The 24,918-nt window shown below is 70.1% G+C and carries 17 protein-coding genes; 9 read left to right on the top strand and 8 right to left on the bottom strand.

The window, feature by feature from the left end; all coding sequences use genetic code 11:
• Positions 1 to 202 precede the first annotated feature (202 nt).
• Entirely contained in the window at positions 203 to 1,684 is a 1,482-nt protein-coding gene (locus tag Q0Z83_RS28300; protein ID WP_317786261.1) for an MFS transporter, read from the top strand.
• A 257-nt stretch (positions 1,685 to 1,941) separates the two neighbouring features.
• Here Q0Z83_RS28300 and Q0Z83_RS28295 read toward each other — a convergent pair whose 3' ends face one another.
• The 4 genes from Q0Z83_RS28295 to Q0Z83_RS28280 form a co-directional block, all read right to left on the bottom strand.
• Entirely contained in the window at positions 1,942 to 2,862 is a 921-nt protein-coding gene (locus tag Q0Z83_RS28295; RefSeq protein WP_317786260.1) for a carbohydrate ABC transporter permease, read from the bottom strand.
• Positions 2,862 to 3,839, bottom strand: coding sequence for a carbohydrate ABC transporter permease (locus Q0Z83_RS28290; RefSeq protein ID WP_317786259.1), 978 nt, complete (start codon positions 3,837 to 3,839; stop codon positions 2,862 to 2,864). Before Q0Z83_RS28290 ends, Q0Z83_RS28295 begins: the two co-directional genes overlap by 1 nt.
• 121 nt (positions 3,840 to 3,960) lie before the next feature.
• On the bottom strand, positions 3,961 to 5,334 hold the full coding sequence (locus Q0Z83_RS28285; RefSeq protein WP_317786258.1) for an ABC transporter substrate-binding protein: 1,374 nt from the start codon (positions 5,332 to 5,334) through the stop codon (positions 3,961 to 3,963).
• Between the two features lie 362 nt (positions 5,335 to 5,696).
• The gene (locus Q0Z83_RS28280; RefSeq protein WP_317786257.1) at positions 5,697 to 7,061 is read right to left on the bottom strand and encodes a UDP-glucose dehydrogenase family protein; all 1,365 of its coding nucleotides are present in this window, start codon (positions 7,059 to 7,061) and stop codon (positions 5,697 to 5,699) included.
• A 1,009-nt stretch (positions 7,062 to 8,070) separates the two neighbouring features.
• Between Q0Z83_RS28280 and Q0Z83_RS28275 the strand changes: the two genes are divergently transcribed.
• The 5 genes from Q0Z83_RS28275 to Q0Z83_RS28255 all read left to right on the top strand — a co-directional run bounded on the left by Q0Z83_RS28275 (position 8,071) and on the right by Q0Z83_RS28255 (position 18,621).
• Positions 8,071 to 10,038, top strand: a complete 1,968-nt coding sequence (locus Q0Z83_RS28275; RefSeq protein WP_317786256.1) for a cellulose-binding domain-containing protein — start codon at positions 8,071 to 8,073, stop codon at positions 10,036 to 10,038.
• A gap of 67 nt (positions 10,039 to 10,105) precedes the next feature.
• A complete protein-coding gene (locus Q0Z83_RS28270) occupies positions 10,106 to 13,033 on the top strand; it encodes a glycoside hydrolase family 48 protein (RefSeq protein ID WP_317786255.1) in 2,928 nt (975 codons plus the stop codon).
• A 2-nt stretch (positions 13,034 to 13,035) separates the two neighbouring features.
• On the top strand, positions 13,036 to 14,151 hold the full coding sequence (locus Q0Z83_RS28265) for a lytic polysaccharide monooxygenase (protein ID WP_317786254.1): 1,116 nt from the start codon (positions 13,036 to 13,038) through the stop codon (positions 14,149 to 14,151).
• Positions 14,152 to 14,304: 153 nt separating this feature from the next.
• Positions 14,305 to 15,603 carry an SGNH/GDSL hydrolase family protein gene (locus Q0Z83_RS28260; RefSeq protein WP_317786253.1) on the top strand — a complete coding sequence of 433 codons (1,299 nt, stop codon included), beginning with the start codon at positions 14,305 to 14,307 and terminating at the stop codon, positions 15,601 to 15,603.
• Positions 15,604 to 15,816: 213 nt separating this feature from the next.
• Positions 15,817 to 18,621, top strand: a complete 2,805-nt coding sequence (locus Q0Z83_RS28255) for an AfsR/SARP family transcriptional regulator (RefSeq protein ID WP_317786252.1) — start codon at positions 15,817 to 15,819, stop codon at positions 18,619 to 18,621.
• Here the strand turns inward: Q0Z83_RS28255 and Q0Z83_RS28250 are convergent.
• Entirely contained in the window at positions 18,602 to 19,234 is a 633-nt protein-coding gene (locus Q0Z83_RS28250) for an L-threonylcarbamoyladenylate synthase (protein WP_317786251.1), read from the bottom strand. The genes Q0Z83_RS28255 and Q0Z83_RS28250 overlap by 20 nt on opposite strands.
• Positions 19,235 to 19,254: 20 nt before the next feature.
• On the opposite strand from Q0Z83_RS28250, the gene Q0Z83_RS28245 reads away from it, so the two are divergent.
• A complete protein-coding gene (locus Q0Z83_RS28245; protein ID WP_317786250.1) occupies positions 19,255 to 19,710 on the top strand; it encodes an NUDIX hydrolase in 456 nt (151 codons plus the stop codon).
• Between the two features lie 7 nt (positions 19,711 to 19,717).
• Here Q0Z83_RS28245 and Q0Z83_RS28240 read toward each other — a convergent pair whose 3' ends face one another.
• The 3 genes from Q0Z83_RS28240 to Q0Z83_RS28230 all read right to left on the bottom strand — a co-directional run bounded on the left by Q0Z83_RS28240 (position 19,718) and on the right by Q0Z83_RS28230 (position 21,899).
• On the bottom strand, positions 19,718 to 20,185 hold the full coding sequence (locus tag Q0Z83_RS28240) for an SWIM zinc finger family protein (protein ID WP_317786249.1): 468 nt from the start codon (positions 20,183 to 20,185) through the stop codon (positions 19,718 to 19,720).
• Positions 20,186 to 20,280: 95 nt separating this feature from the next.
• Complete coding sequence (locus Q0Z83_RS28235) at positions 20,281 to 21,747, bottom strand: alpha-amylase family glycosyl hydrolase (protein ID WP_317797149.1); 1,467 nt, start codon at positions 21,745 to 21,747, stop codon at positions 20,281 to 20,283.
• Positions 21,744 to 21,899 (bottom strand): hypothetical protein, encoded by a 156-nt coding sequence (locus Q0Z83_RS28230; RefSeq protein ID WP_317797148.1) that lies wholly within the window; start codon positions 21,897 to 21,899, stop codon positions 21,744 to 21,746. Before Q0Z83_RS28230 ends, Q0Z83_RS28235 begins: the two co-directional genes overlap by 4 nt.
• A gap of 101 nt (positions 21,900 to 22,000) precedes the next feature.
• On the opposite strand from Q0Z83_RS28230, the gene Q0Z83_RS28225 reads away from it, so the two are divergent.
• Together Q0Z83_RS28225 and Q0Z83_RS28220 are read left to right on the top strand one after the other, a co-directional pair.
• Entirely contained in the window at positions 22,001 to 23,428 is a 1,428-nt protein-coding gene (locus tag Q0Z83_RS28225; protein WP_317786248.1) for an NAD-dependent succinate-semialdehyde dehydrogenase, read from the top strand.
• Between the two features lie 333 nt (positions 23,429 to 23,761).
• Complete coding sequence (locus Q0Z83_RS28220) at positions 23,762 to 24,904, top strand: sugar ABC transporter substrate-binding protein (protein WP_317786247.1); 1,143 nt, start codon at positions 23,762 to 23,764, stop codon at positions 24,902 to 24,904.
• Positions 24,905 to 24,918: the final 14 nt, after the last annotated feature.

The following is a 24,918-nucleotide window of genomic DNA, read 5'->3' as shown; positions in this document are numbered from 1 at the left end:
TACCCGCTCCCCTCGCACCAGGAGGTTCGCCGGAGCGCATCCGGGAAAGGTCGGGGCGCCGTGTGGGCGGCGCTTGACTTCAACCGTTGTTGAGGGCCGAGCCTGATCCGATGACCGAGATCCCGCCCGCCCGTCCACTCACCGGCGGCCACGCCCGATGACCGGGACCGCGCATCTGCGCCGTACACCGCTCGATCGGCGGGTGCGTTCGATCGGGCTGTCCCTCGCCCTGGGCGGCCTGATGGTCGTGATCGACACGACGGTCACCACGGTGGCGGTGCCCGCGATCGTGTCCGGACTGGACGCCTCGCTGCCGGCCGCGCAGTGGGCGACCGCCGGCTACCTGCTCGGACTGGTCGCGGTCATCCCGCTGGCCGGTCGGCTGTCGGCCCGCTACGGCGCCCGTCGGGTCTACCTCACCGCGCTGCTCGGGTTCACCCTGTTCTCCGCCCTGGCCGGGCTGGCCTGGGACGTCACGTCGCTCGCCGTCTTCCGGGTACTCCAGGGCCTCGGCGGTGGCCTGCTGAACCCGGTCGGCCAGGCCATCGGGCTGCGGGCGGCCCCGCGGGAAGCCCGCGGCCGCCTGATGAGCCTGCTCGTGCTGCCGCTGGTGATCGGCCCGGTGCTGGGCCCGCTGCTGGCCGGCCGGCTGATCGACACCGCTTCGTGGCGCTGGATCTTCCTGCTCAACATCCCGGTGGGCCTGGCGGCCGTCCTGATCTGCGCCCGCGTCCTGCCCCACGACATCCTCCCGTCCCGTAGTCGTAGTGGTGGCCGACGGACCTTGGTCGGCCGGCTCGCAGGGCTGTCCCGGAGGCCCGGTGACAGCCCGGAGAGCCGGCCGGATTGGGGTGGCCTGGTGTTGCTCTCCGGCGGTGCGGTGACCGTCGTCCTCGGGGCCACCCTGGTCGAGCGGCCGGCGAGTGCCGGACTCGGGCTGATCCTGGCCGGGCTGGCGATGCTCGGCGGGTTCGGGTGGCGGGCGCGGCGGGTCGCCGAACCGATCGTCGACCTGCGGCTGCTGCGGTACCGGCCGGTCCGGGCCGGGGTCGGAGTGCTGATCCTCTTCGCGGCCGCCTACTTCGGGTCGATGGCGGTGCTGCCGCTGTTCGTGCAGGGGGTCCGGGGTGATCCGGCGTCCGTGGTCGGCGTGATCGGGATTCCGCAGGCGATCGTGGTCGGCCTGGTGGCACAGGTCGCGACCCGGCTCGTCGACAGGTTCCCGGCCCGGCGGATCGTGCTCGCCGGAACCGCCCTCGGCACCCTCGGCGGCGCGGCCCTGCTGGTGGCCGTCGGCACCGACGCCGGCTACCCGTGGATCATGGCGGCGACCATGGTGCTCAGCGCCGGTTCGGGGGCGACGCTGATGCCGACCATGACGGTCGCGCTGCGGGACCTCGACCACGCCGAGACACCCCGCGGAACCACCCTGCTCGCGCTCGTGGTCCAGCTGTCGAACGCGCTCGCCGGCGCGGTCACCGCGGTCACTCTCAGCGTCCTGGTGGCGAGGGCGATGCCCGGCTCGGGCGGGGGAGTCCCGGCGATGCTCGCCCTCGACGACGCGGCCCGCGAGGCGCTGCGCCCCGGCCTGGCCGCCGCGGTCGCCGCCGCCTACCTGCTCCCGGTCGCGCTGCTGGCCGGAAGCTGGCTGATCGCCTACCGGTCGCTGCGCCCCGCGAGATGACAGACCCGACCGCGAGCGACGGCTGGGTGGTGGCTCGGGAGGGCGGCTTCGCGGCCGGACGGTGTGCGGGACGGCGGGGGCCTTCTCCGGTCCGGGCGGTGCGGTGGGTGGACCGGAGGCGGCGGGACGGGTGGCGTGCGGTCGAGGCGGTTGTGGCCGTACCGGATGAGGGGTGGAGAAGCGGCCGGGCGCCGGAAGACGCGGGAAAGGCCGCACCCCCGTCGGAGGATGCGGCCTTTCGCGGTGATGCGGAGGGGTCAGCCCTTGACGCTGCCGGCCAGCAGCCCTCGGACGAAGTAACGCTGGAGCAGCAGGAACACCGTGACCGGCACGATGATCGAGACGAACGCGCCGGCGGACAGCAGGTACCAGGCGGTGCCCCGGGTGCCGGAGAGGTTGGACAGCTGCACGGTCAGCGGGGAGATCGCCGGTGCACCGGCGAACGTCAGCGAGACCAGCAGATCGTTCCACACCCAGAGGAACTGGAAGATGCCGAACGCGGCCAGGGCCGGGGTCAGCAGCGGCAACAGCACCCGGAAGAAGATCGACACGTGGCCCGCGCCGTCGATCCGGGCCGCCTCGATGAGGCTGGCCGGCACCTCCTTGATGAAGTTGTGCAGCAGGTAGATCGCCAGTGGCAGCGCGAACGTCGAGTGCGACAGCCAGACGGTCCAGAACGTGCCGTCGATGTCCCACGACACGAACAACTGGAGCAGCGGCAGCAGGGTGACCTGCAGCGGAACGATCTGCAACGCGAAGATCGCGATGAACAGGAAGTTCTTGCCGCGGAAGTTCATCCACGCGAACGCGTACGCCGCGAGCGACGCCAGGCACAGCGGGATGACCACCGACGGGATCGTCATGACCAGCGAGTTCAGGAACGAGTCGGGCAGGTTGGCGCCGGCCTGCTCCGGGTCCAGGACCGCCTTGTAGTTGTCCAGCGTGAACAGCGGGTTGGTGAACGCCGTCCACCAGCCGGAGCGCCGGATGTCCTCGGGTGTCCGGAAGGACGTGATGAGCAGACCGAACGTCGGGATCGTCCAGAGCACGGCCAGGACTACCGCGGCGAGCGACGCCCACGGCGAGGTGAGTTTCGCCTTCGCTGTGGCGGCTGCGGACAGCTTCTTGGTCTCCGACTTCGAGGCCGGCGTGGTGGTCAGCGGTGCTGCGGTGGTCATCACGCCTCCGATCGGCGAAGCTGGCGGATGTTGTACACGACGATCGGGATGACGAGGATGAACAGCACCACCGCGAGCGCGGCGCCGAGGCCCCGGTTGTCGCTGCGGAAGGTCTGGCTGTAGAACTCGTTCGCGATGACGCTGGTGTCGAACCGGCCGCCGGTCATGGTCTGGACGATGTCGAAGACCTTGAGCGTGCCGATGGCGATGGTGGTGACCACGACGATCACCGCCGGGCGGATCGCCGGGAGGGTGACGAACCGGAACATGCCCCACGGGCCGACACCGTCCAGGCGGGCGGCCTCGATGATGTCGTCCGGGATCGCCTTGATGGCCGCCGACAGCACGGTCATCGCGAAGCCGGCCTGGATCCACACCATGACGGCGATCAGCAGGAACGTGTTCAGCGGCGACTCGATGAGCAACTGCACGGGTTCGCCGCCGAGCCAGACGATGATCTGGTTGATCAGGCCGATCTGCTTGACCGTGCCCTGGTCGGGCCGGTACTCGTACATGAACTTCCAGATGACGCCGGCCGCGACGAACGAGATCGACATCGGCAGGAAGACCAGCGCCTTGGCGAACGACTCCATCCGGGCCTTGTCGACCAGGATCGCGTAGAGCAGGCCCACGCCGGTGGCGACGAACGGGGTGACGAGCACCCAGAACGCCGTGTTCCGGAGAACCGTCAGCTGCTCCGGATCGCTCAGGATGGTCGCGTAGTTCTCGAACCCGATGAAGTTCTTCAGCGACGCGTCGAAGAACGACTGGTAGATGGTCCGCAGACCGGGGTAGAGCAGCCCGACGCTGAGCATCAGCACGGTCGGGGCGAGGTAGAGCGCGGCGACCGCGCGGTCGGCCTTGCCGGTGAACCGGCCGGCGATGAACAGGATCAGGCCGATGACAGCGGCGAACAGAAGGATCGCCGCGCCCATCTGCAGGAGTTTCTGAGATGTCGTGGTGGCGGTGGTGAACACGCGGCCCGTTCCTCCTCAGTGCGTACGGAGGGGTGAAGAGGTATCTAGTGAAGAACAGAAGTGATCAGACTGCTAGGGCCGGTCGGGCGATATCCCGACCGGCCCCGGTGCAGCTAGTAGGTCACTTGGGCCACGCGGCCTCGATGGCGTCGAGGGTGGTCTTGGTGTCCTGACCGGTGATCCAGTTGGTGCTCTGCTTCCAGAACGCGTTGGAGCCGACCGCGGCGGGCATCATGTCCGAGCCGTCGAAGCGGAACTGCGCGTTCGGGTCCTGCAGGATCTTGGCCGACAGCTGGTCGATCGGGTTCACCAGGTTGGAGATCTGGAGGCCCTTGTTGGCGCTGACCCAGCCGGAGGAGACCTTCGCCTTGGCGTTGGCCCAGGTGTCGGTCGCCAGGTAGGTCTGGAAGGCCTTGACCTCGGGACGGTCCGCGAACGCGAGGACGAACTCGCCACCACCGAGAACCGGCTTCTTGTCGGCGGTCTCACCCGGCAGGTAGAAGGCGTAGACGTCGCCGTCCTCGGCCACCTTGGTGTTCTTGTCGAAGTTCGCCGCGTAGAAGCTGGCCTGGCGGTGCAGCGAGCAGTTGCCCTCGATGATCTGCAGGCCGGCGTCCTGGAACGTGGTGCTGGCGATGCTCTTGACGTCGCCGAGACCGCCGTTGACGTACTTGTCGTTCTTCAGGTACTCGCCGACGGCGTCGAGCGCCTTGGTCGACTCGGCGCTGTTGAACGGCAGCTCGTGCTTGACCCACTTGTCGTAGGCCTCGACACCGTTGAGCCGGAGGTAGAAGTCCTCCATCCAGTCGGTCAGCGGCCAGCCGGTCGCCTCACCGGAGGAGATGCCCGCGCACCACGGCTTCTTGCCGGTGGCGGCGATCTTGTCGCTCAGCGCCTTGAGGTCGGCGAGCGTGGTGGGGACGGTGTAGCCGTTGTCCTTGAACTCCTTGGGGGAGTACCAGACCAGCGACTTCACGTTGGCGCCGAGCGGGGCGGCGTAGAACTTGCCGTCGACCGTCCCGTACGCCTTCCAGTCGGCGCCGAAGTTCTTGTCGACGAGCGCGGCCGTCTCGGCGGGGGCCTCCTTGGCCTTGCCGGTGGCGACCAGGCGCTGCAGCAGGCCCGGCTGCGGCACGTAGGCGACGTCCGGCGGGTTGCCGGCCTCGGCGCGGATCAGGACCTGGGTCTCGAAGGACTTGTCGCCCTCGTACTTGATGGTGACGCCGGTGCAGTCCTCGAAGGGCTTGTAGGACTGCTTCTGCGGAGCGTCCTCCGGGGTCACGATGCCCGTGTAGATCGAGACTTCCTTGCCCTTGAGGTCACCGAACGCGGCGTAGGGCGCGCAGTCGATGGCTCCGACGGAGGCGGCCGGAACCGTGCCCGTGCCTCCGTCTTCCTTACTGTCCGCGCAGGCGCTCAGGCCGAGAACCAGGCCCGCGCTGAGGGCACCGGCGAGCGCGACCCGCGATCGCGAACTCCCACGTTGAACGAACATACCGCTCCCTATGTCATGTAGCGCCTCCGGCGTCTTGCGACACCGCCGTCCGAAGCGCTTCTTGACCAACAGTCAAGAGGTAACCAGCAAGTTGCGCAATGATTTCAGCGCGATCGAGTCGGTAACGATATCGCTGCGACCTACCGGCACCTTAACCGGTTAAGGAGATTGGCGGAAGAGCCTACCGTTCCCCGACTTGAGAGGTGGGTCTTTACCCGTATTTGTCCGTACTAAACGGCACTCGCGTATGGTGTGAGCCGGTTTTGCTGGGTTCGGGTTGACCCTTCTGCCTAAACCTGCAAAAAAGAACCGCCGCGGCGGCCAGTGGCCACCGCGGCGGTTGACGCGCGTCTACGTGCGGTTTATCCGGATACCGCCACGTAGCGGTAGCCGAGTCGACGCATCCGGTCGGCGTCGAGCACGTGCCGGCCGTCCAGCAGGATCGGGGTGCGCATCAGGCCGACGAACTTCGACCAGTCCAGTTCCAGGTACTGCGCCCACTCGGTGACCAGCACGACGGCGTCGCAGTCGGCGAACACGTCGTCGATGGTCTCGCTCAGGTAGGCCGACAGCTCCGGCTGCTCGATCCGGAACCGGCCGGTGGCCACCGGGTCGTGCAGCTTGACCCGGGCTCCACGGGCGATCAGCGAGTTCGCGATGTCCAGGGCGGGCGCGTCGCGCAGGTCGTCGGTGTTCGGCTTGAACGCCAGACCGAGCAGGCCGATCTTGCGGCCCTTGAGGATGCGCAGTTCGTCCTGCAGCCGCTCGACCGCGATGGCCCGCTGCCGGCTGTTGACCTCGCGGGCCGCCTTCACGATCGGCATGTCGAGGTTGTACTCCGAGGCGGTCGCGATCAGCGCCTTGGTGTCCTTGCCGAAGCAGGAGCCGCCCCAGCCCACGCCCGGCTGCAGGAACCGGGAGCCGATCCGCTGGTCCAGGCCCATGCCCCGGGCCACCTCGGTGATGTCGGCGCCCACCTTGGCGGCGAGCTGGCCGATCTCGTTCGCGTAGCTGATCTTCAGAGCCAGGAACGCGTTCGCCGCGTACTTGATCAGCTCGGCCGACGCCAGGTCGGTGGAGACCAGCGGGACCGCGTTGGCGTCCTCCGGCCGGGGCAGGAAGGTCGGCGGGGTGAACGTCTGGTTGATGATCGGCCGGTAGAGGCGGTTGAGCACCTCGAGGCTGCGCGCGTTGTCCGAGCCGATGACGATCCGGTCCGGGTAGAGGGTGTCGGCGATGGCGTTGCCCTCACGGAGGAACTCCGGGTTCGACGCGACGGCGAACTCGACGCCCTCGGGCCGGTCCGCGCGCTGCTCGAACGAGTCGCGCAGGATGGCGTCGACCCAGTTGCCGCTGCCGATCGGCACGGTGGACTTGTTGACCACCACGGTGAACTCGTGGTTCAGGCTCTGCGCGACGAGCTCGGCGGCACGGCGGAGGTAACGGAGGTCGGGACTGCCGTCCTCGGCCGACGGGGTCTGCACCGCCACGAACACGACGTCCGCGCCGGGAACGGCCTCCTCGTACGAGGTGGTGAAGGTGAGGTTCTGCGCCGCCTCGGCGAGCAGGTCCTCCATCCCGGGCTCGTAGATCGGGCACTTGCCGCCGCGCAGCATGTCGACCTTGGCCTGGTCGAGGTCGACACAGGTCACCTCGTGACCGAGGAAGGCCAGGCTGACGCCCGTGGTCAGGCCGACATAGCCGGTACCGATAACGCAAACCTTCATGCAATCTCCTCCACCGCTATGCCGTACCCGCGGTTACGCCACGTATTCGGAAAGTGGCCCAACCGGCCTCTCGCCGGGCCGGCCGGCCGGCGCCTCGGATGGTGCCGACCTGCGTGTTCCGGCCGAATGATACACAGCCCTTCCAGCGGTCAAATGTCACCGAATGTCGCATTGGTGCTGACGAGGTGAACGGTCGGTAGAACATAACCGCGACGTTTCCGGCTCTTGACATGAAGATGACAGCGACCGACGCTTCTGGGAGCGCTCCCACTCATGCCTTTCAATGAAAGGGTCATCCCCCATGCGAAGGTCCCCCGGCTTCGCCATCGTCGCCGCCCTCGTGGCGGCAGCGACGGCGGTCGTCGTAGCCTCCGGTCCACAGGGTGCCGCCGCCGCTCCCGCAGAGCCCTACACCTGGAAAAACGTTCGCATTGACGGTGGCGGGTTCGTGCCCGGCGTCGTCTTCAACCCGGGCGAGAAGGACCTCATCTACGCCCGCACCGACATCGGCGGGGCCTACCGCTGGAGCCAGTCGGCGCAGAGCTGGACCCCGCTGCTGGACTGGGTCGGACAGGACGACTGGGGCCACAACGGCGTTCTGAGCATCGCCGCCGACCCGGTCGACACCACCCGCGTCTACGCCGCCGTCGGCATGTACACGAACTCCTGGGACCCCAACAACGGCGCGATCCTGCGTTCCACGGACAAGGGAAACACCTGGTCACGGACGTATCTGCCGTTCAAGGTGGGCGGCAACATGCCGGGTCGGGGGATGGGCGAGCGACTCGCCGTCGACCCGCGGAACAACCGGAACGTCTATTTCGCCGCCGAGGGCGGAAACGGGCTCTGGCGCAGCACCGACTACGGGGCCACGTGGGCAAAAGTGGCCAACTTCCCGAACGTCGGTAACTACGTCGCCGACCCGACCGATACGAACGGCTATCTGAATCAGAACCAAGGTCTGACATGGGTCACCTTCGACCCGGCGTCACCGGCTGTATACGTCGGGGTGGCGGACAAGGAGAACCCGGTCTACCGGTCGCTGGACTCCGGCGCCACCTGGGAGCGGGTCGCCGGCCAGCCCACCGGATATCTCGCGCACAAGGGTGTCATTCAGGGCAAGTACCTCTTCATCGCGACCAGTGACACCGGCGGGCCGTACGACGGCGCGGCGGGTCAGGTCGCCCGCCTGGACACCACCACCGGCGTCTGGACCGACATCTCGCCGACCCCGGTCGCCGACCGCTACTACGGCTACTCCGGTCTGACCGTCGACGCCCAGAAACCGGGCACCCTGATGGTCGCCACCCAGATCTCCTGGTGGCCGGACGCGATCTTCTTCCGCTCCACCGACTACGGAGCCACCTGGACCCGCGCCTGGGACTGGAACGGCTACCCGAGCCGGACCAAGCGTTACACCATGGACATCTCGGCGAACCCGTGGCTGGACTTCAACAGCGCCGCCCAGGCGCCCGAGGAGAGCCCGAAGCTCGGCTGGATGAACGAGTCCCTGGCGATCGACCCGTTCGACTCCAACCGGCTGTTCTACGGCACCGGCGCCACCCTCTACGGCACCACCCAGCTGACCAACTGGGACAGCAACACCACGTTCACCATCAAGCCGTACGCCAAGGGCATCGAGGAGACCGCGGTCCAGGACCTGGCCAGCCCGCCGACCGGTGCCCCGCTGGTCAGCGCCCTCTATGACGTCGGCGGCTTCTACCACGCCGATCTCGACACGGTGCAGGCCGGCTTCCACGACACCCCGGCCCTGGGCAGCAACACCGGCCTGGACTTCGCCGAGCTCAGCCCGTCGTTCTTCGTCCGGGTCGGCAACGCCGACGCGGCACCGCACATCGGCATCTCCAACGACGGCGGCAAGAGCTGGTACCAGGGCCAGGAACCGTCCGGAGTCACCGGCGGCGGCACCGTCGCGGTCGGCGCCGACGCGAACGCCGTGGTCTGGTCGCCGGTCGGCGTGGGCGTGCACTACTCCACCACGCGCGGCAGCACGTGGAGCGCCTCGACCGGCATCCCGGCCGGGGCCAAGGTGGAGAGCGACCGGGTCAACCCCAAGACCTTCTACGGGTACGCCGCCGGCAAGTTCTACACGAGCACCGACGGCGGTGCGACGTTCACCGCGTCGGCCGCCGCGATGCCCGCCGACGGCCGGGTCAACCTGAAGGCGGTGCCGGGCGTCACCGGCGAGGTGTGGCTGGCCGGCAAGACCGGGCTGCTGCGCTCCACCGACTCCGGCAAGACGTTCGCCACCATCGGCGGCGGCGTCACCGAGGGCGTCAACGTGGCCTTCGGCAAAGCCGCGCCGGGGGCCACCCGCCCGGCGGTCTTCCTGGTCGGCACGGTCGACGGCGTCGACGGTGTCTTCCGGTCCGACAACACCGGCGCCTACTGGGTCCGGATCAACGACGACAAGCACCAGTACGGCAACGCCGGCGACGCGCTGGCCGGTGACCCGCGGATCTACGGCCGCGTCTACCTGGGCACCAACGGCCGGGGCATCCTCTACGCCGACCGGCAGGGCGGCCCGACCAGCCCGACCCCGTCGGTGTCGTCGTCCTCGTCGGCGAGCCCGAATCCGTCGGCCTCCGTGTCGATCTCGGTCCCGCCGTCGGTCACGGTCTCGCCCAGCACCTCGACCAGCGGTTCGGCCGGCTGCACCGCCACCTACAAGGTCACCGGCCAGTGGGGCGGCGGCTTCCAGGGTGAGGTCACCGTCAAGAACACCGGGACCGCCACCACCGGCTGGAAGGTCGGCTGGTCCTACACCGCCGGGCAGGTCGTCACCCAGAGCTGGGGCGGCACCGCCACCCAGTCCGGGTCGGCCGTGTCCGTCGTGAACGCCGGCTACAACGGCGCGCTGTCGTCCGGGGCTTCCACCACCTTCGGATTCCTCGGTAGCAACACCGGCACCACCAACCCCGTTCCGTCCCCGATCACCTGCTCCACCACCCCGTAGTCCGGGTACCAGGCGGCGCCCGGAGCCTTACCGGGCGCCGCCACCACCCGGCGGAGAGGAAATCCCCGTGACCCCATCCCCCAGAAGCGCCGGTAGGTTCCGGCGCAGAGTCGCACTCGCCGGCGTCGCCGTACTCGGCGCCGGCGCGGTCCTCGCGGCCGGCGCCCCGGCCTACGCCGCGGCCGGCTGCACCGTCGTCTACAAGGTGCAGAGCCAGTGGACCGGCGGCTTCACCGGCGACATCCAGATCAAGAACACCGGCGACCCGCTGTCCAGCTGGAAACTCGAGTTCGACTTCCCGGACGCGGCGCAGAAGGCCGTGCAGGGCTGGAGCGGCGTCTACAGCCAGAGCGGCCAGCACGTCACGGTGAACAACGCGGCCTGGAACGGGTCGCTGGCCACCAACGCCACGGTCGGTACCGGCTTCAACGGCACGTTCGGTACGGCCAACCCGGTGCCCACCGCGTTCACGCTCAACGGCACCGCCTGCAACCAGGCCGCCAACGCGCCGACCGTGGCGATCACCAGCCCGGCCGCCAACACCCGCTACACCGCGCCGGCGTCCATCCCGATCGCGGCGACCGCCACCGCGGCCAGTGGGCAGACCATCAGCAAGGTCGAGTTCTACCACGACGGCCTGCTGCTGGGCACCGACACGGCCGCGCCGTACACGTACTCCTGGGACGGGGTGCCGGCCCAGACCGCCGCGTACCACGTGCAGGCCATCGCGTACGACAACGCCGGCACCAAGAGCAGCACCGCCGACGTGCCGGTCTTCGTGGACGCCGCGACCACCCCGGCGATCGTCGCCGACGCCACCTCACTGGCGATCAACCCCGGCGCCAGCGGCTCGTTCAAGCTCGCGTTGAGCAAGGCGCCGACCGCGAACGTCACCGTGGCCGTGGCCCGCTCGGCGGGCTCCACCGCGGTCACCGTGACCCCGGCGACGCTCACCTTCACCACGTCGAACTGGAGCACCGGCCAGGCGGTCACCGTCGCGGCGGCCAGTACGGCGACGGCCGGTTCCACCGCGACGATCACCGCGAGCTCGACCGGCTACACGTCGGCCCAGCTGGGCGTCACGGTCACCGAGCCGGGGTCGGTGGACACCCGGTTCACGCAGCTCTACAACGACCTGAAGAACCCGGCCAACGGCTACTTCAGCCCGGAGGGCGTGCCCTACCACTCGATCGAGACGCTGATCGACGAGGCGCCCGACCACGGTCACGAGACCACCAGTGAGGCGTTCTCCTACTGGCTGTGGTTGGAGGCCGCCAACTCGCGGATCACCGGTGACTGGGCGCCGTTCAACAGCGCCTGGACCACGATGGAGAAGTACATCATCCCGTCGCACGCCGACCAGCCGACGAACGCGAACTACAACGCGTCCAAGCCGGCGACGTACGCGGCCGAGTACCCGCTCCCGTCGCAGTACCCGTCCCAGCTCGACACCAGCGTCTCGGTCGGCACCGACCCGCTGGCCGCCGAGCTGAAGAGCGCCTACGGCACCGACGACATCTACGGCATGCACTGGCTGCTGGACGTCGACAACGTGTACGGCTTCGGCCACTGCGGTGACGGCACCACGCGTGTCGCGTACATCAACACGTTCCAGCGCGGCCCGCAGGAGTCGACGTTCGAGACCGTGCCGCAGCCGTCCTGCGACACGTTCAAGCACGGCGGCCCGAACGGCTACCTGGACCTGTTCACCAAGGACGCGTCCTACGCCAAGCAGTGGAAGTACACCAACGCGCCGGACGCCGACGCCCGCGCCGTGCAGGTCGCCTACTGGGCTCTGCAGTGGGCCACCGAGCAGGGTAAGCAGTCGCAGATCTCGACCACCGTCGCCAACGCGGCCAAGATGGGCGACTACCTGCGCTACTCGTTCTACGACAAGTACTTCAAGCAGCCCGGCTGCGCGTCCACCTCGTGTGCCGCGGGTACCGGCAAGAACGCCTCCAACAACCTGATGTCGTGGTACTACGCCTGGGGCGGGGCCTACGACACCAGCGCCGGGTGGGCGTGGCGCATCGGTTCGAGCGTCAGTCACTTCGGCTACCAGAACCCGATGGCCGCGTACATCATGTCCAACGTCAGCGCCTTCAACCCGAAGTCGCCGACCGCGAAGGCCGACTGGCAGGCCAGCCTCGACCGGCAGCTGGAGTTCTATCAGTGGCTGCAGTCGTCCGAGGGCGCCATCGCCGGCGGTGCGACCAACAGTTGGAACGGCAACTACTCGGCCCGGCCGAGTAACGTGCCGCAGTTCTACGGGCTGTCGTACGTCGAGGCCCCGGTCTACGAGGACCCGCCGTCCAACCGCTGGTTCGGCATGCAGACCTGGTCGCTGGAGCGGCTCGCCGAGCTGTACTACGTGACCGGCAACGCCAAGGCCAAGGCGGTGCTCGACAAGTGGGTGCCGTGGGCGCTGGCCAACACCACGATCGGGGCGAACACCTTCGCCATCCCGTCCGACCTGCAGTGGTCCGGCGCGCCGGCCACCTGGAACCCGTCGAACCCGGCGGCCAACACCAACCTGCACGTGACCGTCCTCAACCACAGCCAGGACCTCGGGGTGGCCGGCTCGTACGCCAAGCTGCTCACCTTCTACGCCGCCAAGTCCGGTAACGCGCAGGCCAAGGCGGCGGCCAAGGGTCTGCTCGACGCGATCTGGGCGTTCAAGGACAGCAAGGGCGTGTCGAGCACCGAGACCCGCGCCGACTACAACCGGATGGACGACGTCTACAACGCCTCCACCGGTCAGGGCATCTACATCCCGCCGAACTGGACCGGCAAGATGCCGAACGGCGACGTCATCAAGCCGGGTGTCTCGTTCCTGGACATCCGCAGCTTCTACCGCAACGACCCGGACTTCCCGAAGCTCGACGCCTATCTGAAGGGCGGCCCCGCGCCGACCTTCAACTACCACCGGTTCTGGGCGCAGGTCGACGTGGCCACCGGCTACGCCGAGTACGCCCGGCTGTTCCCCCAGGGGTGATCATGAAACGCCTTCGTTTGGTCGCGGTGGCCCTGTTCGCCGCCGCGGCCGGGATCCTGGCCCTGCCCAGCTCCCCGGCCCAGGCCCACGGCGCCATCCAGGTGCCCGGCAGCCGCACCTGGTTCTGCTACCAGGACGGCCGTAACCCGTCCACCGGCGCGATCGAGCCGAAGAACGCCGCCTGCGCGGCGGCGGTCGCGGCCAGTGGCGTCACGTCGCTGTACAACTGGTTCGCCGTGCTCCGCTCGGACGGGGCCGGGCGGGTCAGCGGATTCCTCCCGGACGGCCAGCTGTGCAGTGGTGGCACCGGTGGGCCGTACAACTTCACCGGGTTCAACCTGGCCCGGACCGACTGGCCGACCACCCACCTGACGGCCGGCGCGAGCGTCCAGTTCAAGTACAACAACTGGGCCAAGCACCCCGGCACGTTCTACCTGTACATCACCAAGGACGGCTACGACCCGACCAAGCCGCTCGCCTGGGGCGACCTGGAGCCGACGCCGTTCGACCAGGTGACCAACCCGCCCGCGAACGGCGGGCCGGGCACCGACGACGGGCACTACTACTGGACCGGGCGGCTGCCCGCGAACAAGACCGGTAAGCACCTGATCTACTCGGTGTGGTCGCGCTCGGACAGCACGGAGACCTTCTACGGCTGCTCCGACGTCGTCTTCGACGGCGGCAACGGCGAGGTCACCGGCATCGGCGGCGGCACCAGCCCGTCGCCGAGCAACCCGGGCAGCCCGTCGCCCAGCAACCCGGGCAGCCCCTCGCCCAGCAACCCGGGCAGCCCGTCGCCGTCCACGCCGACCAACCCGGGCGGCTGCACCGCGATGTACAACATCACGTCGGCGTGGTCCGGCGGCTTCCAGGGCGAGGTCATGGTGCACGCCGGGACCTCGGCGGTGAACAACTGGAAGATCACCTGGACCTGGCCCGGCGGGCAGCAGCTCGCCCAGCTGTGGAGCGGCAAGGCGGTCAGCAGCGGATCGCTGGTCACGGTGACACCGGAGAGCTGGAACTCGAGCGTGCCGGCCAACGGCCACGTCACGTTCGGATTCCTGGCGACCGGGACCTCGGCGCCGACGGTGCAGAACCTGGCCTGCACCACAGCGTGACGCAGTCGGAAGATTGACGCCCAGGTGACGGTTCCCCCGGCAGTGTGACTGATGTCGCGCTGTCGGGGGCGCTGTACACCGGAGGGTGGCTTGACGGCGAACCGCGAAGATACCTACTTTTACCGCATATCCGCGAAAAGCTCTCTTATCGGCTTGTCCGATACCGTCCGTCGGCCGGCGTTCCACCGGGCCGTGACCCGTCGTGGCCTGCTGCTGGCCGGCGCCGGGGCGACCGTGGTGATGGGCACCCCCGGCCGGGCCGGTGAGGGCGATCCGATCTACCACCGCCCGGCCCGGGTCGGCACCTGGGCCGCCGCGCTCACCGCCGTCCCGGCTCGGAAGGTTCTCACGCTCGCCGGCAAGACGGTACGGCAGGTGGTGCACACCAGCGTCGGCGGCGACCTGCCACGCGTCACCCTGTCCAACGAGTTCGGCGCCGAGCCGGTGCGGATCGGCCGGGCCACCATCGGCGTGCGGGCCGGCGCCGGGGGCTCCTGCGACACCGTTCCCGGCAGCCTCCGCCCCCTCACCTTCGGCGGTGCCGCCGGAGCCGTCCTGACCCCGGGCGGCCTGCTGGTCAGCGACGTGGCCGACCTGATCCTCGCGCCCGGCGCCGACCTGGTGGTCAGCCTCTACCTGCCGGACAAGGTTCGGGTCGGCACGGTCAGCCCGCGGGCCAAGCAGTCCAACCTGATCACCGACGGCGACGCCACCGCCACCGACAGCCCGCGCCGGGGTCGGCGTACCACCCGCTACCTGTGGCTCACCGGGGTCAGCGTCCGCGCGGTCGGCGACGCCACCGCGATCGTCGCGCTCGGCGACTCGATCACCTGCGGCACCCAGACCACCGACAGCGCCAACCACCGCTGGCCCGACCTGCTGTCCAGCCGGCTGCGCCTCGAGCGCCGCGCGCGCGGCCTGCTCAACGCCGGCCTCAGCGGCAACCGGCTGCTCTTCGGATACGAGGACCGTACCGGCGACGCCGATGTCAAGGCGTCGATCGGGCCGGCCGCGCTGCGCCGTTTCGACCGCGACGTCCTCGGTCAGCCGGGGGTCCGCTACCTGGTCACCCTGATCGGGGTGAACGATCTCGGCAACAACACCGGCCTCACCTCGAGCCGGCTGATCGCCGGGCACCGCGAGCTCATCGACAAGGCGAGGGTCAACGGCCTGCGGGTGTACGGGGGGACGCTGCTCCCGTTCGGCGGTGCGGTACGCCGTTACGACAACCCGGCCAACGAGACGAAGCGGCAGGAACTCAACCACTGGATCCGGACCGCCGGAGCCTACGACGCGGTGATCGACTTCGACGCCGCGGTCCGTGACCCGCGAGCCCCGCACCGGATGCGGGCCCGCTACGACTGCGGTGACGGCCTGCACCCGAACGACCTGGGCACCGCGGCGCTGGCCGCGGCCGTGCCGCTGGACCTGTTCGACGTCGTCCAGACCTGATCACGACCGGAAACGGACAGCCGGGGAGCCCTCGGGCCACCCCGGCGACAATCCATGATGGACGTGTGCGGCGCCCACGACCCCCCGTGGCCCGTGGACGCCGGACCATGGTGCCGATCTCGGTTTGCAAAACGCTTGCACGTCGGCAATTGTTCTAGGCTCGTGGCGGGGATCACCGGCACGTGACGGGGAACCACCGGGAGACCAACCGAGATGCACTGGCGGCTGCTGGGACCGGTCGAGCTGTCACACGACGGGCACGAGGTCGATCTCGGACCCGGCAAACAGCGCTGCCTGCTCGCCGCCCTGCTGCTCACCCCGCGCCAGGCGGTGCCGGCCGGCACCCTGATCGACCGGATCTGGGGTGACTCGCCGCCCCGCTCGGCCACACCGCTCGCGCCGTACGCGACCCGGCTACGGCGCGTCCTCGACCCGGTCCTCGGCCCCGGCAGTCTCCGGTTCGCGGCCGGCGGCTACCTGATCGACTGCGATCCCGAGCTCGTCGACCTGCACCGGGCCCGCCGCCGGATCTTCGAGGCGCGCGCCGCCGAGGAGTCCGGTGATGACGAGCAGGCCGGGCGACTGCTGCTCGGCGCACTCGACGGTTGGGGCGACGAGGCACTGGCCGGGGTGCCCGGCGACTGGGCGGCCCGGGTCCGCGACGCCCTCGGCCGGGAACGGCTCGACGTGCTGACCCGCCTGGGCCGCAGCGCCCTGCGTCTGGGGCGGGCCGAGGAGACCGCGGAACGGCTCGCCCCGTTCGCCGCCGAGCACCCGACCGTCGAGGGCCTGATCGCGGTGCAGATGCGCGCCCTGGTCGCGGCCGGGCGGCCGGCACAGGCGCTGGAGACGTTCGCCCGTACCAGAGATGCCATCGCCGACCGGTTGGGCAGCGAACCCGGACCCGAACTGACCGCCCTGCACACCCGGATCCTGCGTGGCGATCCGCCGCCCGCGGCGCCCGCGCGCCGCGCCGAGCTGTCCCAACTGCCGGCTGACGCCATCGCCTTCACCGGCCGCCGCGCCGAACTCGGTGAGCTCGACCGGGCGATGGCCGTCGGTCTGCGCCTGGCCGTCGTCACCGGCCCGCCCGGCGTCGGCAAGACCGCCCTCGCCGTGCACTGGGGCCACCGGTCCCGGCACCGGTTCCCGGACGGGCAGCTCTATCTCAACCTGCGCGGCTTCGACCGCAGCGACGAGGTGATGAGCGCCGACGAGGCGGCCCGCAACCTGCTCGCCGTCCTCGACCCCGGCCGGCCCGTCCCGCACGGCCTGGACGCCCGCACCGGCCTGCTGCGCGGCCTGCTCGCCGGGCGGCGGCTGCTGCTGGTGTTGGACAACGTCCGCGACGCCGCCCACGTACGGCCGCTGCTGCCCGGCGCCGGTGCGACGGTCGCCGTCGTCACCAGCCGGGACCGGCTCACCGGCCTGGTCGCCTCACACGGCGCCGCCCCGGTGCCGCTGGACGCCCTCGACCCCGGCGCCGCCGGTGAACTGCTGGCCGGGCGGCTCGGCGCAACCCGCCTCGCCGCCGAGCCGTGCACCGTGGCCGCTCTGGTCGCGGCCACCGCCGGGCTGCCGCTCGCCCTGGTCACGGTCGCGGCACGGGCCGCCATCAGGTCCGGTGCGGCGCTCGGTGACCTGGCCGCCGAACTCGCCGGTTCCCGCCTCGACGGCCTCGACGGCGATGACGAGACCGACCCGCGAACCGTGTTCTCCTGGTCCTACCGCTCGCTGAGCCCGGCCGCGGCCCGACTGTTCCGACTGCTCGGCGCCAACCCGGGCCCGGATCTGTCCGCCGCGGCTGCGGCCTCGCTCGCCGCCGTCTCCACCTCCACCGCGGACGCCTCCGCCACCACCGCCACCTCCGCCACCGCCGCCGCCGTGTCCGCGGACGCCGCTACGGCTTCCGGCGGGGATCACGTCGGGGATGCCCTCGCCGAACTTGTTCGGGCCAGCCTGATCAGCGAGCACCGGCCCGGACGTTTCGTGATGCACGATCTGCTCCGGGCGTACGCCGCCGATCTGCTCTCCGAAACCGAACGCGGTCCGGCCGTGCGCCGCCTGCTGGACCACCTGCTGCACACCGCCCGGACGGCCGCGCTCAACCTGGACCCGAAACGGCGGCCGCTGACCATCCCGCCGCCGGCGGCCGGGGTCCGGCCCGAGCCGCTCAGCGGCGAGGCCGAGGCGTTGCGCTGGTTCACCGCGGAGCACGCCGTGCTGATGGCGGCGCTGCGGCAGGCCGCCGACCTGGACGATTACGGCTGGCAGCTGCCGTGGGCGCTCGACGACTTCCTGGACCGGCAGGGCCACTGGGACGACTGGGCGGCCGCCGAGCGGATCGCCGTCACCGCCGCCGGCCGTCGCGGCGAGGCCCGGGCCGAGGCCCGCGCCCACCAGTCGCTGGCCCGCGGGTTCGTGCAGGTCGGCCGATACGACGAGGCCGAACCCCACTATGCCGAGGCGGTCCGGCTCTATGAGCGGCTGGACGATCCCGGCGGCCGGGCCAACATCCTGTTCGGGATCGCCTGGATGCGCGACCAGCAGGGCCGCAACGCCGACTGCCAGGAACTGGTCCGGCAGGCCCGGCCGCTCTATCGGGCCGCCGGTGATGTGGTCGGCGAGGCCCGTGCCCTGAGCGCACTCGGCTGGTCGCTGGGCCGCGACGGCCATCATGACCTCACCCTGCGCTACTGCCGGGAGGCGCTCGCCCTGCACGACGAACTCGGCGACCGGCACGGGCAGGCCGCCACCTGGGACAGCATCGGCTGGGCACACCACCACCTCGGCGACCACGATCTGGCGGTCGCGGCGTACCAGCGGTCGCTCGACCTCTACCGGTCGGCCGGGGACCTCGCCAACGAAGCCGACATCCGGGAACATCTCGGCGACACCTACGCGGCCGCGGGTGACACCGTGGCCGCCGCCGGGCAGTGGCGGCAGGCGCTCACCCTGCTGGAGAAACTCGACCACCCGGGCACGGCCGGGCTGCGCGTCAAATTGCGGCTGAGCTGAACCGGCTCGGATCGCCCGCCCCGACCCGCAGGATCTCCGGCTCGCCCTCGGACAGGTCGATCACCGTGGTCGGCTCGGTGCCGCAGTCACCGGAATCGATCACCGCGTCGATCGAGTGGTCGAGGGTCTCCTTGATCTCCCAGCCCTGCGTCATCGCCTCGGTCTCACCGGGCAGCAGCAGCGTCGACGAGACCAGGGGCTCACCGAGTTCGGCCAGGATCGCCTGCGCGGTGGTGTGTGCGGTGATCCGTACCCCCACCGTCTTCTTCTTGGGGTGCAGGAGCCGCCGCGGCACCTCCTTGGTCGCCGGGAGGATGAACGTGAACGGCCCCGGCGTCGAGGCCTTCACCGCCCGGAACAGCGCGTTGTTGATCGTCACGAACTGGCCCAACTGGGCGAAATCGTGACACATCAGTGTGAAATGGTGTCTGTCGTCGAGGTGACGGATCGCCCGGATCCGATCCAGCGCGTCCTTGCTGCCCATCCGGCACCCGAGCGCGAAACACGAGTCGGTCGGGTAGGCGACCAGCCCGTCCGAGCGGATCAGCTCGACGATCTGATTGATGCTGCGCGCCTGCGGATTGTCCGGGTGCACGTCGAAGTACTTGGCCACTCCCGACAGCTTAGGCTTCGATGATGGGGAGTGTTCACCGCCCGGCGGTACGGGTGATCTGTTTCGACGCCGACGGTCGTGTCCTGCTGATGAACTGGGCGGATCCGGTCTCCGGCGGGCGCCTCTGGGAGCCGCCCGGCGGTGGCATCGATCCGGGCGAGACCCCGCTGGAGGCGGCCCGGCGCGAGCTCGCCGAGGAGACCGGCCTCGACCCGGCGGCGATCGGGGAGCGCTTCCTGGAGGTGCAGCGCGACACGGTCTGGAAGGGGACCCACTTCGTGGGCCCGGAGCAGTTCTTCACGGCGTCGTTCGCCGGCTCACGGCCGCCGGTGGTCCGGGCCGGCCTGCTGCCGTACGAGCAGAGCGAACTCCTCACCCACGCCTGGATCCTGCCGGCCGAGCTGTCCGCACTCCCGGACCCGCTGGAACCGCCGTCCCTGCCGGCCCTGCTCCCGGAATTCCGCTCCTGGACCTGACGCCCGTTCAACTCTCCCGGCCGAGTAGACGGGCCGCGAACGCCGGGTCCCGAAGAGCCTGTTCGACCACCAGTTCAGTCAGTTCCCGCTGGTCGAGGGCCTCGACCGCCTGCCAGAGCCCGGCCCGCTCCGGTTCGTCGGCGTCCTCGTCCGCATCGTCGTCACCATGCGGAACCCCGGCCGCGGCGAACTTGATCCCGTCCTCGAAGGCGGCCAGCGCCACCGCGACGGCATGCGCGCAGAGACCGTCGTCGCCCGCGTCGGCCGGGCAGTCACAATCGCCGGTGAACACCCGGTCGACCACGCCCACCCACGGCTCGAACCGGTCCGCGCCGTCGGTCACCACTGCCCGGGCGCCACCGCCGACCGGCTCCAGTTCGTCGACGTCACCGTTGTCGAGCAGTCGCTCCGCCGCCGCAGCGACCGCACCCGAAATCGAACCGCGAAACGCCGGCACATCGATGATCACAGCCACGGCCGACACCCTACCCATGTCGCCGGGCCGATCGACACCGCGAACGCGCGGGGCGGGACACGGCGAGGCGAGGCAGGGCCGGGCGGGCGGAGTGGTCAGGGGCCGGGGGCGGGGGTGAGCCAGGCGGCGGTGTCCGGGGGGAGCAGGCCGTCCGGGGTCAGCGGGCCGCTGGACAGCAGCAGGTCGCCCGGTGGCAGCGGGACCGGGGTGCCGCCCATGGCCACGACCAGGGTGAAGGTGGGTCGCCAAGCGGTCAGGCGGTCGTCGTGGGAGACGGTCAGGGTCACCGGGTCGTCGGGGGAGAGGTGCAGACGGCGGCGCAGTGCGATCGCCTCCCGGGTCAGTGGCAGCGTCGGCGACGTCAGGTGGCCGGCCCAGTCGGACGGGACCGGCAGCCACGGTGCGGCCGCGCCGGGTGGGGAGAAGCCGTCCGGCCAGGGCAGGGGCACCCGGCAGCCGTCGCGGGAGAAACCGGAACGCCGCCAGGCCGGGTCCTGGCGGGCCGCGGCCGGCACGTCCGCCTCCGGCAGGCTGTACTCCTGGCCCTGGTAGAGGTAGGCGGAGCCGGGCAGGCCGAGGATGGTGAGCAGGGCGGCGCGGGCCCGGTCGGCGTTGCCGTAGCGGGTGGCGGTGCGTGTCACGTCGTGGTTCTCCACGACCCAGGTCACCGGGCGGTGGGCGAGCAGCCGGGTGGCGGTGTCGCGCCAGGCGACCGCGCTCCACGGGGCGACCAGGAACTCGAAGGCGAACGACTGGTGCAGCCGGTCCTCGCCGACGTATCGCGCGGCCCGGTGCGGGTCGAGGTTGACCTCGCCGATCAGGGCGCGCGGGGGATCGTACCCCGCAATGATCTTGCGCCAGCGGCGATAGACCTGGATCGTCTCGGGCTGGTCGCAGGCGTGCGGGTTGCCGCGTAAGCGGCCGGGCTCGGGGATCGTGCCGGGCGGCAGCGACGGCAGGCCGGCCGTTTTGAACAGGCCGTGGGCGACGTCGATGCGCAGCCCGTCGACGCCGCGGTCGAGCCAGAATCGGAGCACCTCGTCGAAGAACGGGGCGGTACGCGGATCACGCCAGTTCCAGTCGGGCTGCTCCGGCGCGTAGAGATGCAGGTACCAGGAGCCGTCGGCGATCTGCGTCCAGGCCGGCCCGCCGAAGACGCTGGGCCAGTTGTTGGGTTCCGCGGCGAAGTGGAACCGGGCGCGGGCCGACGGATCACCGGCGAGCGCGGACCGGAAGACCGGGTGCTGGTCGGAGCAGTGGTTGGGCACGATGTCGACGATCACCCGCAGGCCGAGCTCGTGCGCGCGGGCCACCAGGGTGTCGAAGGCCGCGAGATCGCCGAAGAGCGGGTCGACGTCGGTGTAGTCGCTCACGTCGTACCCGTGATCGGCCTGGGGTGACCGCTGGAACGGGGTCAGCCAGATCGCGTCGGCGCCCAGCCCGGCGATGTGCCCGAGCCGGGCCGTCAGGCCCGCGAGATCACCGACGCCGTCTCCGGAGGCGTCCGCGAAGGATCGCGGGTATACCTGGTAGACGACGCCGTCGCGCCACCACACGCTCAGCGGCGGTGCGACCGGTTCTGGAAGCGGGCGAACAGGTTGCGCAGCCGCTGCTGGTTCTCCGGCTTGGCGAGCTGGCGGCGGCCCTGATCGACGATCTGCCGGCCGCGCGGACTGGACAGGAAGGCCTGGATGCGCTGCGTGATGGTAGCCATGCATCCCATATGCCCAGCGGGGCCACGGCGGAATCATGGCGGCGTGTCCCGTTCCGGGGAATGCTGGGGTGTGGCAGAGCCGCGAACGTGAGGGAGCCGTTGTGGAGACCGACCTTTTCATCGCCGGGAAGTGGGTGCCCGCATCGGCGGGCGGGCGGTTCGACGTGCTCGATCCGGCGACCGGCGACGTCATCGCCTCGGTCGCCGACGGCGGCGAGGCCGATGCGATCGCCGCGGTGGAGGCGGCGGCCGCGGCGGGTCCGGGGTGGGCGTCGACCCCTCCGAGGGTACGGTCGGAGGTGCTCCGCAAAGCGTTCGAACTGATGACCGATCGGGCGACTGAGCTGGCGAAACTGATCAGCCTGGAGAACGGCAAGGCTCTCACCGACGCGAAGGGCGAGGTGACGTACGCCGCCGAGTTCTTCCGCTGGTTCGCCGAGGAGGCGGTCCGTGCCGAGGGCGCGATCGCGACCGCCCCGTCCGGCGCGAACCGGATCCTGGTCGTCCGCCAGCCGGTCGGCGTGTGTGTGCTGGTGACGCCGTGGAACTTCCCGGCCGCGATGGCCACCCGCAAGATCGGCCCGGCCCTGGCGGCCGGCTGCACGGTGATCCTGAAACCGGCAAGCGACACCCCGCTGACCGCGCTCGCGATGGCCGCGATCCTGGCCGAGGCCGGGGTGCCCGAGGGCGTGGTGAACGTGGTGCCGTCGCGCAGCTCGGGCAAGGTGGTGTCGGCGATGCTGCGCGACGCCCGGGTGCGCAAGCTGTCGTTCACCGGCTCGACCGAGGTGGGCCGGATCCTGCTGGCCCTGGCCGCGGAAAACGTGGTGAACACGTCGATGGAGCTCGGTGGCAACGCGCCGTTCGTGGTGTTCGCCGACGCCGACCTGGATGCCGCGGTGGACGGCGCGATGATCGCGAAGATGCGCAACGGTGGCGAGGCGTGCACCGCGGCGAACCGGTTCTTCGTCGAGGAGCCGGTGGCCGCCGAGTTCGCGCGCAGACTGGCGCAGCGGATGTCGGCGCTGGTGGTCGGCCCCGGCACGGCCGAGGGGACACAGGTCGGCCCGCTGGTCAACGAGGACACCGTGGCGAAGGTGGACGAGCTGGTCAGGGGCGCTCTGGACGGTGGTGCGGAGGCGGTGACCGGTGGCCGCCGGCCGGACGGTCCGGGCTTCTACTACCCGCCGACGGTGCTGACCGGGGTGGCCGCGGACGCGCCGATCCTGCGGCAGGAGATCTTCGGCCCGGTCGCGCCGATCGTCACGTTCACCGGCGAGGCGGAGGCGGTCCGGCTGGCCAACGACACCGAGTACGGCCTGGTGGCGTACGTCTACACCGGCGACCTGGCACGCGGTATGCGGGTGAGTGAGGCGATCGAGGCGGGCATGGTCGGCATCAACCGGGGCCTGGTCAGTGATCCGGCGGCCCCGTTCGGCGGGGTGAAGCAGAGCGGCATCGGCCGGGAGGGCGGCCACGACGGCCTGCTGGAGTATCTGGAGTCGAAGTACATCGCCGTCAACTGGTGACGGTGCGCCGGGCCGACCGGACGGTTTCCGTGGGACTCCTGCGGCCGGCCGGCGGCGTCGGTCGGCCAACTCGGTCCTGATGGCCGATTCCGATCATTCCTCCCGCAGCCGTTCGGCGGGTCCCGCCGGTCCGGACGGCCGGAATCCGGTGGCCGAAACGGAAACGAAACTAACCAATCACGGACAGTGATTGTTGGCAGTCACCGCAGAGAAATGAATAATCTTGTTCTCCGGCCCCCACCCGATGATGATCACGTTGCGCGTTGACCGATACTTGGCGGACCGTTCAGCGCCCACCGCAGCTCGGGTCACCCTGAGAGGACATCTATCGCCATGCGCAAGTCTTTGCTAGCCCTGGTCGCCGCCGGCCTGCTGACGACGGCCACGCTCACGGCCTGTGATGACGGGGGCGACACCGCGGAGACCGGTAGCGAAAGTGCGACGACGTCGAACGGTGGCAGCGAGATCACCGGCGACGCCGGTATCGGGGTGATCCTGCCCGACACCAAGAGCTCCGCCCGCTGGAGCACGGCCGACCCGGCGTACCTCCAGGCGGCCTTCAAGGCGGCGAACGTCCCGGCGCAGATCGTCAACGCCGAGGGCGACAAGGAGAGGTTCAAGCAGCTCGCCGACAACCTCCTGACCAACGGCGCCAAGGTTCTGATCATCGCGAACCTGGACGCGGCCAGTGGCAAGGCGGTCATCGACAACGCGAAGTCGCGCAACGTCCCGGTGATCGACTACGACCGGCTGACCCTGAACGGCACCGCCGACTACTACGTCAGCTTCGACAACGAGAAGGTCGGCGAGCTTCAGGCCAAGGCGCTGCAGAAGTGCCTGGCGGACAGCCCGACGGCGCCCGCCACCCCGGTGATCGCCGAGCTCAACGGCTCACCCACGGACAACAACGCGTACCTGTTCAAGGACGGCTACGACGGTGTCCTGAACACGCTGTACGACAACGGCACCTTCTCCAAGGGCCCGGACCAGTTCGTGCCCGAGTGGGACAACGACGAGGGCCGCGAGATGTTCGCCCTGATGCTCAAGCAGTACCCGAACATCGGCGGGGTGCTCGCCGCCAACGACGGTCTCGGCAACGCGGCCATCGAGGTGCTCAAGGAGAAGGGCATGAACGGCCGGGTCCCGGTGACCGGCCAGGACGCGACGGTCGAGGGCCTGCAGAACGTGCTCGCCGGCGACCAGTGCGTCACCATCTTCAAGGACGTGAAGCTGGAGGCGAACGCCGCCGCCGACCTGGCCGTCAAGCTGTACAAGAACAACACGGTGAAGGTGCCGGTCGCGGACAAGCTGAAGGACCCGGAGTCCGGCCTCTACATCCCGTTCGTGAAGCTGAAGCCCGAGGCGATCACCAAGGACAACGTGAAGTCGGTCGTCGAGAACGGATTCGTCGACGCCAACACCCTGTGCACCGCGAAGTTCAAGGCGGCCTGCAAGGCCGCCAAGATCATCCAGTAACGACGTCTCCGGGC

Origin of the sequence: Actinoplanes sichuanensis, assembly GCF_033097365.1 — a bacterium.
Taxonomy (GTDB): domain Bacteria; phylum Actinomycetota; class Actinomycetes; order Mycobacteriales; family Micromonosporaceae; genus Actinoplanes; species Actinoplanes sichuanensis.
This window is presented reverse-complemented; position numbering and strand designations above follow the sequence as displayed.

Excerpts from the sequence above, each read along its gene's own strand:
- Q0Z83_RS28245 (WP_317786250.1), top strand. The coding sequence starts at position 19,255 with ATGATGGGGAGTGTTCACCGCCCGGCGGTACGGGTGATCTGTTTCGAC.
- Q0Z83_RS28295 (WP_317786260.1), bottom strand. The coding sequence starts at position 2,862 with ATGACCACCGCAGCACCGCTGACCACCACGCCGGCCTCGAAGTCGGAG.
- Q0Z83_RS28230 (WP_317797148.1), bottom strand. The coding sequence starts at position 21,899 with ATGGCTACCATCACGCAGCGCATCCAGGCCTTCCTGTCCAGTCCGCGC.
- Q0Z83_RS28280 (WP_317786257.1), bottom strand. The coding sequence starts at position 7,061 with ATGAAGGTTTGCGTTATCGGTACCGGCTATGTCGGCCTGACCACGGGC.
- Q0Z83_RS28285 (WP_317786258.1), bottom strand. The coding sequence starts at position 5,334 with ATGTTCGTTCAACGTGGGAGTTCGCGATCGCGGGTCGCGCTCGCCGGT.
- Q0Z83_RS28265 (WP_317786254.1), top strand. The coding sequence starts at position 13,036 with ATGAAACGCCTTCGTTTGGTCGCGGTGGCCCTGTTCGCCGCCGCGGCC.
- Q0Z83_RS28220 (WP_317786247.1), top strand. The coding sequence starts at position 23,762 with ATGCGCAAGTCTTTGCTAGCCCTGGTCGCCGCCGGCCTGCTGACGACG.
- Q0Z83_RS28255 (WP_317786252.1), top strand. The coding sequence starts at position 15,817 with ATGCACTGGCGGCTGCTGGGACCGGTCGAGCTGTCACACGACGGGCAC.